The 15,774-nt window shown below is 73.4% G+C and carries 12 protein-coding genes; 5 read left to right on the forward strand and 7 right to left on the reverse strand.

Annotated elements, in window-relative coordinates:
• Positions 1-18: 18 nt before the first annotated feature.
• The 3 genes from ACIBQ8_RS11530 to ACIBQ8_RS11540 are packed head-to-tail and all read right to left on the reverse strand — an operon-like array spanning position 19 to position 4,987.
• A complete protein-coding gene (locus ACIBQ8_RS11530) occupies positions 19-2,478 on the reverse strand; it encodes a polynucleotide kinase-phosphatase (protein ID WP_397191865.1) in 2,460 nt (819 codons plus the stop codon).
• On the reverse strand, positions 2,462-4,030 hold the full coding sequence (locus tag ACIBQ8_RS11535) for a 3' terminal RNA ribose 2'-O-methyltransferase Hen1 (RefSeq protein WP_397191866.1): 1,569 nt from the start codon (positions 4,028-4,030) through the stop codon (positions 2,462-2,464). Before ACIBQ8_RS11535 ends, ACIBQ8_RS11530 begins: the two co-directional genes overlap by 17 nt.
• A 42-nt stretch (positions 4,031-4,072) precedes the next feature.
• Positions 4,073-4,987, reverse strand: a complete 915-nt coding sequence (locus ACIBQ8_RS11540) for an LLM class F420-dependent oxidoreductase (RefSeq protein ID WP_397191867.1) — start codon at positions 4,985-4,987, stop codon at positions 4,073-4,075.
• A gap of 119 nt (positions 4,988-5,106) precedes the next feature.
• Between ACIBQ8_RS11540 and ACIBQ8_RS11545 the strand changes: the two genes are divergently transcribed.
• The 4 genes from ACIBQ8_RS11545 to ACIBQ8_RS11560 are packed head-to-tail and all read left to right on the forward strand — an operon-like array spanning position 5,107 to position 8,966.
• The gene (locus tag ACIBQ8_RS11545; protein ID WP_397191868.1) at positions 5,107-6,117 is read left to right on the forward strand and encodes a hypothetical protein; all 1,011 of its coding nucleotides are present in this window, start codon (positions 5,107-5,109) and stop codon (positions 6,115-6,117) included.
• 25 nt (positions 6,118-6,142) lie between these two features.
• The gene (locus ACIBQ8_RS11550; RefSeq protein ID WP_397191869.1) at positions 6,143-7,273 is read left to right on the forward strand and encodes a sensor histidine kinase; all 1,131 of its coding nucleotides are present in this window, start codon (positions 6,143-6,145) and stop codon (positions 7,271-7,273) included.
• Entirely contained in the window at positions 7,270-8,370 is a 1,101-nt protein-coding gene (locus ACIBQ8_RS11555) for a sensor histidine kinase (RefSeq protein WP_397176445.1), read from the forward strand. The genes ACIBQ8_RS11550 and ACIBQ8_RS11555 overlap by 4 nt, the downstream gene beginning before the upstream one ends.
• On the forward strand, positions 8,367-8,966 hold the full coding sequence (locus tag ACIBQ8_RS11560) for a response regulator transcription factor (RefSeq protein ID WP_125646369.1): 600 nt from the start codon (positions 8,367-8,369) through the stop codon (positions 8,964-8,966). The genes ACIBQ8_RS11555 and ACIBQ8_RS11560 overlap by 4 nt, the downstream gene beginning before the upstream one ends.
• A gap of 62 nt (positions 8,967-9,028) precedes the next feature.
• Here the strand turns inward: ACIBQ8_RS11560 and ACIBQ8_RS11565 are convergent, their stop codons facing one another.
• The 3 genes from ACIBQ8_RS11565 to ACIBQ8_RS11575 form a co-directional block, all read right to left on the reverse strand.
• Positions 9,029-10,171, reverse strand: a complete 1,143-nt coding sequence (locus tag ACIBQ8_RS11565; RefSeq protein WP_397191870.1) for a DUF418 domain-containing protein — start codon at positions 10,169-10,171, stop codon at positions 9,029-9,031.
• Between the two features lie 69 nt (positions 10,172-10,240).
• Positions 10,241-10,648 (reverse strand): STAS domain-containing protein, encoded by a 408-nt coding sequence (locus tag ACIBQ8_RS11570; RefSeq protein WP_397176449.1) that lies wholly within the window; start codon positions 10,646-10,648, stop codon positions 10,241-10,243.
• Between the two features lie 81 nt (positions 10,649-10,729).
• Entirely contained in the window at positions 10,730-11,980 is a 1,251-nt protein-coding gene (locus tag ACIBQ8_RS11575) for a class I SAM-dependent RNA methyltransferase (protein ID WP_397176451.1), read from the reverse strand.
• 97 nt (positions 11,981-12,077) lie between these two features.
• Here ACIBQ8_RS11575 and ACIBQ8_RS11580 point away from each other — a divergent pair, with 97 nt between their 5' ends.
• Positions 12,078-13,718, forward strand: coding sequence for an alpha/beta hydrolase (locus ACIBQ8_RS11580; RefSeq protein ID WP_397176453.1), 1,641 nt, complete (start codon positions 12,078-12,080; stop codon positions 13,716-13,718).
• On the opposite strand, the gene ACIBQ8_RS11585 is transcribed toward ACIBQ8_RS11580, so the two are convergent.
• Positions 13,705-15,771 carry an APC family permease gene (locus tag ACIBQ8_RS11585; RefSeq protein ID WP_397176454.1) on the reverse strand — a complete coding sequence of 689 codons (2,067 nt, stop codon included), beginning with the start codon at positions 15,769-15,771 and terminating at the stop codon, positions 13,705-13,707. The two genes, ACIBQ8_RS11580 and ACIBQ8_RS11585, sit on opposite strands and share 14 nt — an antisense overlap.
• Positions 15,772-15,774: the final 3 nt, after the last annotated feature.

The raw sequence follows: 15,774 nt of genomic DNA on the forward strand, positions 1-15,774 counted from the left end.
TCCTTCGGAGGGGCGGGGTCACAGGCGCGGGTCCACCGGCTCGGACTCCAGGGCGAGCACCGCGAAGACCGGCTCGTGCACCCGCCAGCCCGCCTCGCCGTCCGCCAGGCGCGACAGCGCCTCCAGGCCGAGGGCGTACTCGCGCAGGGCGAGCGAGCGCTTCTTGCCGAGGAAGCGGCGGCGCAGCACGTCGAGGGACTCGGTGTAGTCGGGCCCGTAGATGATCCGCAGGTACTCCCGGCCGCGCACCTTCACGCCGGGCTGCACCCGGCCGGGCACGTACGTGGCCGGCTTGACGACCATGCCCTCTCCCCCGGCGGCGGTCAGCGCCTCCCACCACGCGGTGGCCGCGGCCCTGGACTCCGGCGAATCGAGCGTGACCGACACGTTCCTGGTCGGCGCGATCAGCGGCGAGTCGAGCAGCGCCAGCGTGGACAGGTGCCAGGCGTGCGGCTCCAGCGCCGTGGCCCGCCCCTCGCAGGCCAGGATCTGGAACGGCGCCAGCCTGATCCCGTCCAGACCGTCCACCGGCCAGCAGTAGCGCGCATAGGCGTCGCGGAACAGGGCAGCGTTGTCGGAGCGGCGTCGGGTGCGGGCCAACATCCCACCCACATCCAGCCCGCGTCCGGCCGCCGCCTCCAGAGCCGCGACGGCCTCGGGCAGCGCGGCCCGCGCGGCGGCGCCGACGGAGGCGTACTGCGACCTGATCAGCTCGCCCGCCTTGGCCGACCAGGGCAGCAGCTCGCAGTCGAGCACGACCCAGTCGGAGCCCAGCTCCTCCCACAGCGGCTCGCACGCCGCGCGCACCGCCTCGACCAGCGGCGTCATGTCCCGGAAGAACGGCCGCCCGGTACGCGTGTAGACCGCGCCCGTGCTGCCGTCGGCCACGCCGAACCGGGCCGCGGCGACCTCGGGCGTCCTGCCCAGCACGGCGACGGCGCGCGAGCCCATGTGCTTCTCCTCGCACACGACCTCGCGCACCCCCGCCGCGGCGAACTCCTCGAACGCCTCGTGCGGGTGCTCCAGGTAGCCGTCGAGCCTGGACGTCTCCGGCGGCGCCATCGTCGGCGGCAGGTAGACCAGCCAGCTCGGGTCGACCGCGAACCGGCTCATGACCTCCAGCGCGGCGGCCGCGTTCTGCTCCAGCACCTTGACCCGGCCGCCGAGGCGGGTCTCGACGTGCCGGGTGCCGATCACGTCGCCGACGTCGAGCATGCCGGGCTCGCGGGCGGGGGCGCCGAGCGGCTTGGCCGGCTCGTACCAGACCTGCTCGGCCGGCACCTGGACGAGCTCGCGCTCGGGGTAGCGCAGCGCGGTCAGGTGGCCGCCGAAGACGCAGCCGGTGTCCAGGCAGATCGTGTTGTTGATCCACTCGGGGGTGACCGTGGGCGTGTGGCCGTAGACGACCATGGCCCGGCCGCGGTACTCGTCGGCCCACGGGTAGCGGACCGGCAGGCCGTACTCGTCGGTCTCGCCGGTGGTGTCGCCGTACAGGGCGAAGGCGCGCACGCGCTTGGAGGCGCGGCCGTGGTAGGACTCCTTCAGCCCGGCGTGCGCCACGACGAGCCGGCCGCCGTCCAGGCGGTAGTGGCTGAGCAGGCCGTCCATGAACGTCCGAGCCCGCTCGGCGAACTCGGGCGGCCCGGCGGCGAGCTGGTCCAGCGACTCGCGCAGGCCGTGGGCGACGGTGACCTTGCGGCCGTTCAGCGCGCGCACGAGCTTCTGCTCGTGGTTGCCGGCCACGCAGATCGCGGTGCCCGCCTCGACCATGTCCATGACCAGGCGCAGCACGCCCGGCGTGTCGGGCCCGCGGTCGACCAGGTCGCCGACGAACACGGCGGTGCGGCCCTCGGGGTGGCTCAGTCCCTGCCAGCCGAGCTTGGCCAGCAGCGTCTCCAGCTCCGAGCGGCAGCCGTGCACGTCGCCGATGATGTCGAAGGGGCCGGTCAGCTCCGTCCGGTCCGACCACGCCTTCTCGTAGGTGATCTCGGCGTTGTCGATCTCCTCCTGGCCGCGCAGCACGTGCACCCGCCGGAAGCCGTCGGCGGAGATCTTGGACAGCGAGCGGCGCAGCTCCTTGCGCTGGCGGATCACCACGCCGGGGCCGAAGTCGCGGTCCGGGCGCGCGGCGTTGCGCTCGATCGCCACCTCCTCGGGCGTGTCCAGCACGATGGCGTCGGCCAGCACGTCGTGCTTCCTGGCCAGCTCGATGAGGCTCTTGCGGGCGGGGTACTGGACGTTGGTGGCGTCCACGACGGTGAACAGCCCCCTGGCCAGGCGGACGCCGACGATGTGGTGCAGCAGGTCGAACGCCGCCGGCGTGGCGGCCTGGTCGTTCTCGTCGTCGGACACCAGGCCGCGGCAGAAGTCGGAGGAGATGACCTGCGTGGGCTTGAAGTGCCGGCGGGCGAAGGTGGACTTGCCGCTGCCGGAGACGCCGACGAGCACCACGAGGGACAGCTCAGGAACGCTGATCACGGGTGAAGACTCCCATCTGGGTGGGCGGGCCGACCTCGGGGTCGTCCTCGCCGACGGGTTCGACGGCGACGTGGTAGCCGTACTGGGCGGCCACCCGGCCGGCCCAGGCGGCGAACTCGGCGCGCGTCCACTCGAAGCGGTGGTCGGGGTGGCGCAGGCCGGTCAGGAACTCGTAGCGCACGTTGTGCTCGATGTTGGGGGTGGTGACGAGCACGTGGCGCGGGCGGGCGCGGCCGAACACGACGCGTTCGAGCGCGGCCAGGCGCGGCGGGTCGACGTGCTCGACGACCTCCATGAGCACGGCGGCGTCGTAGCCCGCCAGGCGCTTGTCGGTGTAGGTGAGCGCGCCCTGGAACAGCGTGAGCCGGGCCCGCTTGCTGTCGGGCATGCGGTCCAGGCGCAGCTTGCGGGCGGCGATGGTGAGCGCCAGGGAGGAGACGTCCATGCCGGCGACGCGCGCGAACCTGGGCCTGGCCAGCAGCGCGGCGACCAGCTCGCCCTGCCCGCAGCCCAGGTCGATCACGCTGACCGCGCCGAGCTCTTCGAGCCTGCGCAGCACCGCCTCGCGCCGCAGCGTGTTGAGCGGCCGCGCCTTACGCACCGCGCCCGCCTCCTCGGCCCCTCCTTCCGGCACGTCGCCCTTGACGCCGCCTTCCCCAGCGCCTTCCGCAGCGCCTTCCGCAGCGCCTTCCGCAGCGCCTTCGGCGACGGCTTCGGCTTCGGCGACCGCCACGGCGAAGGCGGCCTCGTCGGCGGCGGTCTCCCCGGCGGGGGCCTCCTCGGCGAGCGCCGGCTCCAGCTCCTCCTCGGTCTCGTCGCCCAGCTCGGCCAGCCTGGTCAGCGCGGTGCGGGCCAGCGCCCAGCGCCGCCCGAAGTAGCGCCGGGCGATCAGGCCGCGCTCCGGATGCCCGCCGAGCCAGCCCGCCCCCGCCCTGACCAGCTTGTCGATCTCGTCGGACGCCATCCAGTAGTGCTTGCCGTCGTCGAGGACGGGGAGCAGCACATACAGGTGGTTGAGCGCGTCGGCCAGCAGGACGGTGCCGCGCAGGGCCAGCCGCACGTACCGGGACTCGCCCCATTCGGGGAAGCCCTCGTCGAGCGGCAGCGTCTGCGCCTCCACCGTCCACCCCAGCGGCTCGAACAGCCGCCGGGCCAGTTCGGGGCCGCCCCGGCAGGGCAGCGCGGGCACCCGGATCTCCAGCGGCAGCGGGGTGCCCGGCAGCTCCGGACGGGCCTTGCAGCGGCCCGCCCGCGCGGTGCGGAAGACGTCGGCGAGCGCGACGGCCAGCAGCGAGGAGGCCGCGTACGGGCGGTCGTTGACGTACTGCGACAGGCTGAAGTCGGGCGAGTTGCGGCCGCGCGAGCGGACCAGCGCGATCGGGTCGACCTCCAGCAGGAGGGCCGCCGTGCAGCGCTCCTCGCCCGCCTCCGGGTAGAACACCGTGGCCGTGCCGAACGACTGGCCGAACTCCTGCACGCGCTCGGGATGCTTGTGCAGGAGGAAGCCCAGGTCGGTGGCCGGTGTGGCGGTGGTCGTGATCGTCAGCAGCACGTCCCAAGTGTGCCGTAGCCGGACGAAGCACCGCCAACGGAATTACACGTGCGGCAGCACCTCGGCGGCGATGAGCTCCAGGTGCTCCAGGTCGGCCAGGTCGAGGACCTGGAGGTAGACGCGCTCGGCCCCGAGCTTGGCGAAGGCGCCGAGCTTGGCCAGCACCTCCTCGGGGGTGCCGCACAGGCCGCCCTCGCGCAGCATGCCGGGGTCCTGGCCGATGGCGGCGGCGCGCCGCTCGATCTCGGCCTGGTCGGCGCCCACGACGACGGTCTGCGCCGCCGACAGGATCAGGCCGCGGCCCGCCTCCTCGGCCGCCTCCCGGACCCGCGTGAACGCCTGCCCGGTGTCGGCCAGGGTACGGAACGGCACGTTGTACTCGTCGGCGTACGTGGCCGCCAGCCGGGGCGTGCGCCTGGCGCCGAAGCCGCCGATGATCACCGGCGGGCGGGGCCGCTGGACCGGCTTGGGCAGCGCCGGCGAGTCGACCAGCCGGTAGTAGCGGCCCTCGAAGGAGTAGGAGTCCTTCGCCGTCCACAGGCCGGTGACGATCTCCAGCTGCTCCTCGAAGCGGCCGAACCGCTCGCCGAGCGGCGGGAACGGGATGCCGTACGCGGAGTGCTCACCGTCGAACCAGCCGGTGCCGAAGCCCAGCTCCACCCGGCCGCCGCTCATCTGGTCGACCTGGGCCACGCTGATCGCCAGCGGGCCGGGCAGCCGGAACGTGGCCGGCGTCACCAGCGTGCCGAGCCTGATCGTGGAGGTCTCCCTGGCCAGGGCGCCGAGCGTCACCCAGGCGTCGGTGGAGCCGGCGCCGGGGTCGCCGGGGCCGATGCGCTGGTAGTGGTCGGACCGGAAGAAGGCGTCGAACCCCAGGCGCTCCGCGGCCTGGGCGACGGCGAGCAGGTCGTCATAGGTGGCGCCCTGCTGGGGCTCGGTGAAGATCCGCAGCTTCATGAGGCTCATTATCCGCCCACATCGGACGGCGACCGGAAAAGCCCCGCGCCGTCCGGCGAACGCTTGCTACCTTCACCAGCAACCGCTGAAAGTAGCCGATCGATCACGATGGGTGGCATATGTCGCGGAAAGCAAGAGAGCCCGGCACGCTCCCCCGCCCGCTGGCGGTGCTCGCCGCGCTCGCGCTCGCCGGAGCCACGGCGCTGGCGATCCGGATGTTGCCCGCGGGCGCCGAGCCCGCGCCGCCGTCCGGCGCCGCTCCCGTCCGCTTCGCGCCGCCGGAGCGGCCGGCGGAGGTCCGGCTGCCGCCGCGTTCGTACGTGGGGTTCGTCGACACCGCGCGCGACCCCGGGTTCGACCTGGCGGCCGAGTCGCGGGCCACCGGCGTCGCCCGGTACGCCCTCGGCCATCTCGTCGCGGACGACGACGGCTGCCTCGTCCGGTGGGCCGGGCCGCCGGGGGAGGCGGGGCCGGGGAGTGACCCGGTGGCCGCCGGGCTCGGCCGGCTGAGGGCGGCCGGCGGTGACGCCTTCCCGGTGTTCGGCGGGCCCGGCGGGGACGACCCGGCCGTCACGTGCACCAGGCCGGGCGGCCTGGCCACCGCCTACCGCAGGGCGGTCGGCGCGTTCGGGGCCGCCGCGGCGGGGTTCGAGCTCCGCGACGCCGCCGACCCGGCCATCGCGCTGCGCAGGGCGCGGGCGCTGCACGCCCTCCAGAGGGAACGGCCGCTGCGGGTCTTCTTCACCCTGCGCCTGACACCCGACGGGCTGGACGCGGCCGACCTGGCGGCGCTGCGCGCTACCCGGCGGGAGGGCGTCCGGGTGGACGCCGTCGAGCTGCTGGCCGAGATGGAGCCGCGCACCGGGCCGCAGGGACGGCTGCGCAGGCTGGGAGCGGCCGTGCGGGCGGCGGCCGGGCAGCTCGCGCGGGCCTACGGCCTGCCCGGCGAGGAGCAGGCGTGGGAGCGGCTCGCCCTGACCCCGGTGCTCGCCAGGACCGGCGATCTGGACGAGCCGGAGGCCCGCAAACTGTCGGAGTACGCCGTCCGGCACGGGCTGGCCTGGTTGTCGCTGCGCGGCGTACCCCCAAAACCGGAAATATCCCGCATTCTCTGGAGGACCCACTCCTGACATAGGATTTTCCCCGAATCCGGGGGTGAGAAAGACGATGGCGAGCCGGGCCGAGAGCGCGCGCAAGATCCTCATCTACTGGATGGACGTCATGGTCGTCCTCCTGGGCCTGGTGTTCGTCACCCTCGTCCTCGTCTACGCCACGCAGGGCCTGATGGGACTCCCGCAGGCGCTGCTCGCGATCGCCTTCCTGGCGGGCCAGTTCGCGCTGTTCCCCTCCGTGCTGCGGGCCGCCTTCGACGACCGCCCGCGGCCCACGGCCAAGCTGCTGGTGTCCGGGGTGTGCGCGGCCGGCTCGGTGCTGCTGCTGCCGCACGACGAGCTGGCGAGCACGGCCACCTGGCTGGAGACCGGCGTCCTGTGGGTGTCGGCGGCCGCGTTCTACCTGCCGCTGTGGGGCACGGCCTGCCTGGGCGCCGTGGTGACCGTCCTGGTCAGCGCGTACGTCGTGGCGATCACCGACCGGTCGTGGGCGGGCACGCTGATCCCCGAGGCGGCCAGTTGCGCGCTCATGGTCGCGGCCATGCTGCTGTGGCGCTGGCTGTGGTGGACGATCAGGGACGCCAACGACGGCCAGGAGGCCAAGGCGCGCCTGGCCATCGCCGAGGAGCGCCTGCGCTTCGCCCGCGACCTGCACGACCTGCTCGGCCGCAGCCTGTCGGTGATCACGCTGAAGAGCGAGCTGGCGGCCAAGTTGTCCACCAAGGACCCGGCCAGGGCCCTCGCCGAGATGGACGAGGTGCGCGAGCTGGCCCGCGGCTCGCTGGCCGAGGTGCAACTGGCCGTGGACGGCTACCACACGCTCGACCTGGACGCCGAGCTGGCCGGCGTACGGGCGGCGCTGGAGGCGGCCGGCGCCCGCTGCCTGATCGAGACCAGGGCCGGCGACCTGTCCCCCGCCGGGCGCGCGCTGCTGGCGTGGGTCGTGCGCGAGGGCGGCACGAACGTGCTCAAGCACAGCTCGGCCACCACCTGCGCGATCACGATCGAGGGCGGCGTGCTGGAGATGCGCAACGACGGCGTCAAAGACCTCGCCGCGGCCCCGGGCAGCGGCCTGCGCGGCCTGTCGGAGCGCCTGACCACGGCGGGCGGCTCGCTCTCGGCCGCCCCGACGCCCACCGGCGAGTTCCTGCTGCGCGCGGCGGTGCCCGCGTGAGGCGGCCGACCCGGCTGGACAAGGTCCGCTGGCTGATCGTCTACTCCACCGACATCATCCTGCTGGTGTCCGCGACCGGCTTCTACAATCTGTACCTGCTCGCGCAGAACGTCGATCTGCCCCGGCAGGTGTTCGTGGCCGCCGGCGTGCTGCTGCTGGTCTTCATGGCGCTGGCCACGCGGCCGTTCCGGATCGCCGTGCGCGGCGGCCCGCGCCCGACGGCGCTGCTGGCCGTCGCCGGGGTGCTCGCCCTGGTCCTCGCGGCCGGCACGATCCTGTACACCGTGCCGGTGTGGCTGGCGATGCTGGCCCCCTTCGTCCGCCGGCGGACGATCGTCGCGCTGTCGGCAGGCTGGATCGCCGTCCTGGTGGTCGTCCTCGCGCTGACCATGGGCCTGCCCGTGGAGATGTTGTCGGCGGTGGCGGTCCTGACCGTGTTCACCGGGCTCGGCGTGGGCGGCATGCTGGCGAACCTGTGGTTGTGGCGGGTGGCCAAGGAGGCGCACGAAGGGCAGGAGGCCAGGTCGAGGCTGGCCGTGTCGGAGGAACGGCTGCGCTTCGCCCGCGACCTCAACGACCTGCTCGGGCAGAGCCTCGCCGACGTCTCGGCCAGGACCGCCCGCGCCGCCGAGTCGCTGCCCGGCGACCCGGCCGCCGCCGAGCGGGCCATGTTCGAGGTGCGCGACCTGGCCAGGCGGTCGCTGCGCGAGGTGCGGACCGTGGTGCAGAACTACCGGGCGCTCGACCTGGACGAGGTGCTGGCCGGCGTCCGGGCGGTGCTGGAGGCGGCCGAGGTCCGCTGCACGGTACGGGCCGACACCACGGCGCTGGCCCCGGAGGCGCGCACCCTGCTCGCCACCGTCGTCCGCGAGGGCGCCACCAACGTGCTCAAGCACAGCAAGGCCGAACGCTGCACGATCACGATCGAGAACGGGGTCCTGGAGATGTCCAACGACGGGGTGAGCGGCCCGGTGGGCGAGCACGCGGCCAACGGGCTGGCGGGCCTGGCCGCGCGGGTCGGCGCGGCGGGCGGCGTGCTGCGGGCCGAGCCGACGTCCGACGGCGGCTACCTGCTGCGCGCGGCGGTGCCGGCATGACCACCCGCGTGCTGCTCGCCGACGACGAGCACCTGATCCGCGGCGCGATCGCCGCCCTGCTCGACCTGGAGGACGGCATCGAGGTCGTGGCCCAGGTGGGCCGCGGCGACGAGGTCGTGGACGCGGTCGCCGAACACCGCCCGGACGTGGCCGTGCTGGACATCGAGATGCCCGGCATGGACGGCCTGAGCGCCGCCGAGCGGATCAGCGCCCAATGCAAGATCGTCATCCTGACCAGCCTGGGCCGTCCCGGCTACCTGCGCAGGGCGATGGCCGCCGGCGTGAGCGGCTTCCTGGGCAAGGACGCCTCCGCCGAGGAGCTGGCGATGGCGATCCGCAAGGTCATGGCCGGCGGCCGCTACCTGGACGCCGAGCTGGCCGCCGCCGCGATGGCCGCCGGCGACAGCCCGCTGACCGAGCGGGAGCGCGACGCGCTGCGCCTGGCGGGCGACGGGGCGACGATCTCCAGGATCGCCGGCGAGCTCCATCTCACCGAGGGCACCGTGCGCAACTACCTGTCCAGCGCCATGACCAAGCTCAACGCCCAGAACCGGCTGGAGGCCATCCGCACCGCCCAGCGCATGGGCTGGCTCTGACGTCGGCGCCAGCGCCCTCAGCGCGAGTGACCTCAGCGCGAGTGACCTCACTGCCGGTGAGCTCAGCGCCAGTGGGTGATCCGGCGCAGCACGTACTCCACCGGGCCGTGGCGGTGGGTGCGCAGCCAGCGTCCGCTCGCCCACACGAGCACGGTGTAGATCACCAGCGCGACGCCCATCACCGCGACCGGTGACAGCCTGCCCGCGAGGGCGAGCCCGCACCCGGTGAAGACCAGGGCGATGAGCAGCGACTGGCCGACGTAGTTGGAGGCGGCCACCCGTCCCGGCGCGGCCAGGACGCGGCCCGCCGCCGGGAAGCGGCCGATCAGCCGGAGCAGGGTGGCGACGTAGGCGGCGGCCAGCAGGATCGAGGTGAGCGTGTTGACCGCGCCGCCGACCAGCTCGACGGCGCCGCCCCGGCCGGACGTCCAGGCGTACAGCACGCCGCCGGGCAGTCCGACGCCGAAGCCGGCCCACTGGACGCGGGCCAGCAGGCGGGGCCGCTGCCCGAGGCCCTCCAGCAGCCTCGACTTGCCGGCCGCGAGCCCGAACAGGAACATCGCCAGCGCGGTCGGCCCCTGGAAGAGCCAGATCGTGGCCACCAGCGGCGGGTAGAGCTCGGCCTGCATCGTCAGGAAGTCCAGCGGGCCGCCGGTGGCCAGGGCCAGCACGCGGGCGGCCGCCGCCGGGTCGGCCGCGGCGGGCTGCCCGGCGGCCGGGTCGAGGGTGGACAGCCAGGCGAGGGCCAGCCAGAACAGGGTCAGCGCGCCGATGATCGAGGACCCGGCGATGACGGCCGTCCTCGGCCGGAGCCCGCGCAGGGCCAGCAGGACCAGGCCGAGCGCGGCGTAGAGGGTGAGGATGTCGCCGATCCACAGCAGCAGGCCGTGCGCCAGCCCGATGACGAACAGCGCCAGGCAGCGGCGCAGCGTCCTGGCCCGCACGCTCGCCCCCGCCCGCTCGGCCGCCCGCATCTGCAGCGTGAAGGAGTACCCGAACAGGAACGAGAAGATGATGTAGAACTTCGTCAGCACGAAGGCCGTGATCGCCAGAGCCACGGGCCCGTCGGGGATGGGCATGGCGCCCGACAGCGCGTAGCCCGGGTCGGCCAGGAAGCCGATGTTCGCGACCAGGATGCCCGCCAGCGCGAACCCGCGTACGGCGTCGATCTCCTGAACGCGTCCGGCGAGGGTGGTTTGCGTCATGCCCCGACGCTAGGGACGCCTCCCCGCGCGGCGCGTCCGTCCTTGGTCTGGACGGGCGTGACCAAAGGCTCAGCGGGGCGGATCGGCCGCGGCGGCGGCCACGGCGGCGTCGGCGGTGGGGTAGACCGGCAGGTGCGCGTCGACCCCGGTGATCTCCAGCAGCCGGGCGGGGGCGCCCTGCGGGGCGGCGAGGTAGACCCGCGCGTCGTGCGCGCTCGCCTCCTGGTGGCAGGCGAGCAGGGCGTGCAGCCCCGAGCTGTCCATGAACGTCATCGCGCTCAGGTCGAACACCACGTGATCGGCCGGACGCGCCCTGGCCTGCCGGACGTGCTCCCGTAATCGCGTGTGGTTGGTGGCGTCGACCTCACCGCACACCTCGATCACGGTCACGCCGGGCAGGTGCCGATGGCTCATCGTCAGCGGCGTCATCGGCGGCCTGCCCGATCCTGGGCGGCCCGCGCCTCCGGAGGCGACCATGGATGCACGATAGACAGCTTCACCCGCCCGGGGATCCGGCAAACCGTCACGATGAGGTCACGCCTTGGCCGGGCGCGGCCGTCAGCGCTTCACCAGCAGCGCCACGCATTCGACGTGGTGGGTCATCGGGAAGGCGTCGAAGGCGCGCAGGTCGGTCAGCTCGTAGCCCAGCTCGCCCAGCCACTTGAGGTCTCTGGCCAGCGTCGCCGGGTCGCAGGAGACGTAGACGATGCGCAGCGCCTCCAGCCCCGCGACGCGCTCCACCACCTCGCGCCCGAGGCCGGAGCGCGGCGGGTCGACCACCACGAGGTCGGCGCGCTCGATCTGGAACCGGTCGAGCGCCTCCTCCACCCGGCCGCGCTCGACCCTGGCCTGCGGCAGGTCGCGCAGGTTGGCGCGGGCGTCGCGGACGGCCGCCGCGTCGGACTCCAGCCCGAACACCGCCCCCTCGGGCCCGACCGCCTCGGCCAGCCCGGCCGCGAACAGGCCGACCCCGCAGTAGAGGTCGAGCGCCCACTCCCCCGGCTCGGGCGCGGCGTAGGCCAGCACCGCGTCGAGCAGCGTCTCGGCCGCCCCCGGGTGGACCTGCCAGAAGCCGCTGCCCGCGACCCGGAACTCGCGGTCGCCCACGCGCTCGTGCAGCACGCCGGAGCCGCGGCGCGGCACCGTGCGGCCCTTGCCCTGGTCGAGCAGGATCGAGGCGGGCGCGTCGAGCTCGGGCACGCTCACGCTGCGCCGCGGGCGCGGCGAGACCACCACGGCACGGTCGCCGCCGGCGGAGGCGATGACCTCGATGCCGGCCGCGCCGGGCCACTCGTGGTCTTCGGCGGCGACCGCCTCGACCTCGGGGTGGGCGATCAGGCAGGCGTCGACGACCTCGATCTCGTGCGAGCGGTGCCGGCGGAAGCCCAGCTCGCCGGCGGGCGTGGCGGCGAACTGCACGCGGGTGCGCCAGCCGAGCCCGTCCTTGGCGCCGGGCACCTCCTCCACGACGACCTCGCGCTCGATGCCGGCCAGCCGGTGCAGCTGCTCGGCCACGACCTGGGCCTTGAGCCGGCGCTGCGCCTCCAGCGTGGCGTGCTGCCAGTCGCAGCCGCCGCAGCGGCCGGGGCCGGCGTACTGGCAGGGCGGGACGACGCGGTCGGGCGAGGGCTCCAGGATCTCCACGGCGTCGGCGCGCAGGAACCGGCTGGTCTCCTCGGTCACGTCGGCGATCACCCGCTCGCCGGGCAACGCGTGCCGGACGAAGACCACCCGCCCTTCATGGCGTGCCACACACCAGCCGCCATGCGCGACCGGACCGACCGTCAGCTCCAGAGATGCCTGTTCCACACCCCCACCCTATGGTGAGCCGCCACGGGCGGCGTCCGCGTGCCCCGCCTCGCGCCCCGGACGCCCACTTTCCGGACTTGAGTCACTACTGTGGGTGATGATGGACAGAAGTCGGGTGGTGCGCCGGCGGCTCGGATTCGGGGGCACGCTGCTGGCCGTGCTGTTCGCCTGCGCCTCCCTGACGCCCTCGCTGCTGCCGCGCACGTGGCTGTTCCAGGGCGTGATGGGCGCGGTCACCGGCATCCTCGGCTACGGCGTGGGGGCCACGGCGGGCGCGCTGGGACGGGCGGCGATCCCGTACCGGCTGCCGGAGCGTGGACGGCGGGCCGCCTGGCAGATCATGATCGGCGGCTGCTCGGGGCTGACCGTCGTGGCCCTCTGGTACAGCATCGACTGGCAGCGCGACGTGCGGGCACTCATGGGCATGGACACCCGGATCACCTGGTTCCCGCCGGTGATCCTGGCGGTGGCGGTCACGCTGTTCGCGCTGTGCCTGCTGCTGGCCCGTCTCGTCCGGCTGGCCGGGCGCAGGCTGATCGACTGGCTCGACCGGTACGTCCCCGCCTACGTGGGCCACATCGCCGGGGTGCTGATCGTCGCCTCGGTGGTCGCGGTGTTCGCCGACGACGTGCTGTTCTCGGGGTTCCTCAACACGATGAGCGACGTCTCCTCGGTCGCCAACGAGGGCACCCATCCGGGCGTGCGCAGGCCGGGCTCGGCCAAGGTGTCCGGCGGGCCGGGGTCGCTGGTGGCCTGGGACTCCCTGGGCCGCGAGGGCCGCCGCTTCACCGGCACCGCCTCCACGGTCTCCGAGCTGACCGCCTTCTCCGGCCGTACGGCGACCGAGCCCATCCGCGTGTACGTCGGCCTCGGCGCGACCTCCTCGCCCCGGCAGCAGGCCGCGGTCGCCGTGCGGGAGCTGGAGCGGACGGGCGGCTTCGGCCGTCCGGTGCTCGCGGTGCTCGGCACCACCGGCACCGGCTGGGTCGACCAGCACATCGCCGACTCGCTGGAGTTCATGTACAACGGCGACACCGCCATGGTCGCGGTGCAGTACTCCTACCTGCCGAGCTGGGTGTCGTTCCTGGCCGACCGGCACAAGGCGGCGGCCGCCGGGCGGGCCCTGTTCGAGGCGGTGCGCGCCAGGTGGGACCGGCTGCCGCCCGGCCACCGGCCCCGGCTGCTGGTCGCCGGCGAGAGCCTCGGCTCCTACGAGCTGGAGAACTCCTTCCGCGACCTGACCGACCTGGTCGCCCGGACCGACGGCGCGCTGTTCGTCGGCCCGCCCAACGCCAACCACATCTGGAACCACCTCACCACCCACCGCGACCCCGGCACCCCCGTGTGGCGGCCGGTCTACCAGGGCGGCAGGACGGCCCGCTTCGCCCAGCACCCGGCCGACCTGTGGCGCCCCCCGAGCCCGTGGCCGCCGCCGCGGGTGGTCTACCTGCAGAACGCCACCGACCCGGTCGTGTGGTGGTCGCCCACGCTGATCTACCACCGGCCCGCATGGCTGGAGGGCACGCGGGGGCCGGGGGTGAACCCGCAGATGAACTGGTTCCCGCTGGTGACGTTCTGGCAGGTGCTGGTGGACATGACGGCGGCGATGTCCGTGCCGCCGGGCCACGGCCACCGCTACGGCGCCAACATCGTGGACGGGTGGGCCGCCGTCGCCGCGCCGCCGGGCTGGACGGCGTCCGACACGTGGCGGCTGCGGACGCTGGTCAGCGCGCCTTGATCTCACCCTCGTCCTGGACGGTCTGGTGCCAGGGACGGCGCACCGCGCCCGGCGCGTACGGCTCGGGCCGGCCCTTGAGCCGGTCGGAGGAGTGGAGCTGCCAGGGCACGCTGGTCACCATGACGCCCGGCTTGAACAGCAGCCTGGCCTTCAGCCGCAGCGCGCTCTGGTTGTGCAGCAGGTGCTCCCACCAGTGGCCCACGACGTACTCGGGGATGAAGACGGTGACCACGTCGCGCGGCGAGCGGCGGCGCAGGGTCTTGACGTAGTCGAGGATGGGCTGGGTGATCTCGCGGTAGGGCGAGTCGAGCATCTTCAGCGGCACCGGAATGCCGCGCCGCTCCCAGTCCTCCTGGAGCTGGCGCGCCTCCTCGCCCTCGACGCCGACCGTGATGGCCTCCAGCGAGGAGGGCCGGGTGGCGCGGGCGTAGGCCAGCGCCCGCATGGTCGGCTTGTGGATCTTGGAGACCAGCACGATCGCGTGGTTGCGGGCCGGCAGCATGGCCGGCTCGTAGTCGTCGGTGAGCTCCAGCTCGGTCGCGACCTTGTCGTAGTGGCGGCGGATGCCCTTCATCATGAGGAACAGCACCGGCATCGCGATCACCACGATCCACGCCCCGACCAGGAACTTGGTCAGCAGCACGACGATCAGCACCAGGCCGGTCATGATGGCGCCGAAGAAGTTGATCACGCGCGAGCGGTGCATCTGGTGGCGGACCTGGCGGTCGGTCTCCGTCTTCAGGTGACGGGTCCAGTGGATCACCATGCCGGTCTGGCTGAGCGTGAAGGAGACGAACACGCCGACGATGTAGAGGTTGAGCAGGCGGCTGACGTCGGCCTGGAAGCCCCACAGCAGCAGGCAGGCGCCGAGGGCCAGGATGATGATGCCGTTGGAGAAGGCCAGCCGGTCGCCGCGGGTGTGGAGCTGGCGCGGCAGGTAGCGGTCCTGGGCGAGGATCGAGCCGAGCACGGGGAAGCCGTTGAAGGCGGTGTTCGCGGCCAGGAACAGGATGAGCGCGGTCACCGCGGAGATCACCACGAACGGCAGCGAGCCGCCGCCGAACACCGCGTCGGCCACCTGCGAGATGATCGGCTGCTGGTAGTAGCCCTCGCCGACCGGGGTGCCGTCCGGCCTGAGCAGGTCGTGGGCGACGACGCTCGGCTCGGCCACCCGCACGCCGGAGGCCAGCCCCAGCGCGATGATGCCGCCGAACATGGTGATGGCGATCAGGCCCATCATGAGCAGGGTCGTGGCGGCGTTCTTGCTCTTGGGCTTGCGGAAGGCGGGCACGCCGTTGCTGATGGCCTCGACGCCGGTCAGCGCGGCGCAGCCGGAGGAGAAGGCGCGCAGGATCAGGAAGGCCGCGGCGAAGGAGGCCAGGTTGGTCTGCTCGGGCCGGATGGTGAACCCGGCGCTGGGCGCCTGGAGCTCGTCGCCGAACACCAGCAGCCGGATGCCGCCCCAGGCGACCAGGCCGATCACCGCGAACATGAACGCGTACGTCGGGACGGCGAAGGCGGCGCCGGACTCGCGGATGCCGCGCAGGTTGACCACCGTGAGCAGGATCACGATGATGATGGCGATCGCGGGCCGGTGCTCGGCCACGAACGGGATGGTCGCGCCGACGTAGTCGACGCCGTTGGCCACCGACACGGCGACGGTCAGCACGTAGTCGACCATGAGGGCGCTGGCGACGGTGAGCCCCGCGTTCTTGCCCAGGTTGGTGGTGGCCACCTCGTAGTCGCCGCCGCCGCTCGGATAGGCGTGCACGTTCTGCCGGTACGAGGCCACCACCGTGAGCATCACCACCACGACGGCGACGGCGATCCACGGGCTGTAGGAATAGAACGAGACGCCCGCCAGCGACAGGATGACCAAAATCTCCTGCGGGGCGTAGGCGACCGAGGACAGCGCGTCACTTGCGAAGACCGGCAGGGCGATGCGTTTGGGCAGGAGTTGCTCGTGGAGCTGCCCGCTTCGCAGGGCACGTCCCACGAGCACGCGTTTGACAAGATCCGTTACCTTCGCCACGTAACGAGATGCTAGCCGCATGCC

Origin of the sequence: Nonomuraea sp. NPDC049646 (assembly GCF_044465525.1) — a bacterium.
GTDB lineage: Bacteria > Actinomycetota > Actinomycetes > Streptosporangiales > Streptosporangiaceae > Nonomuraea.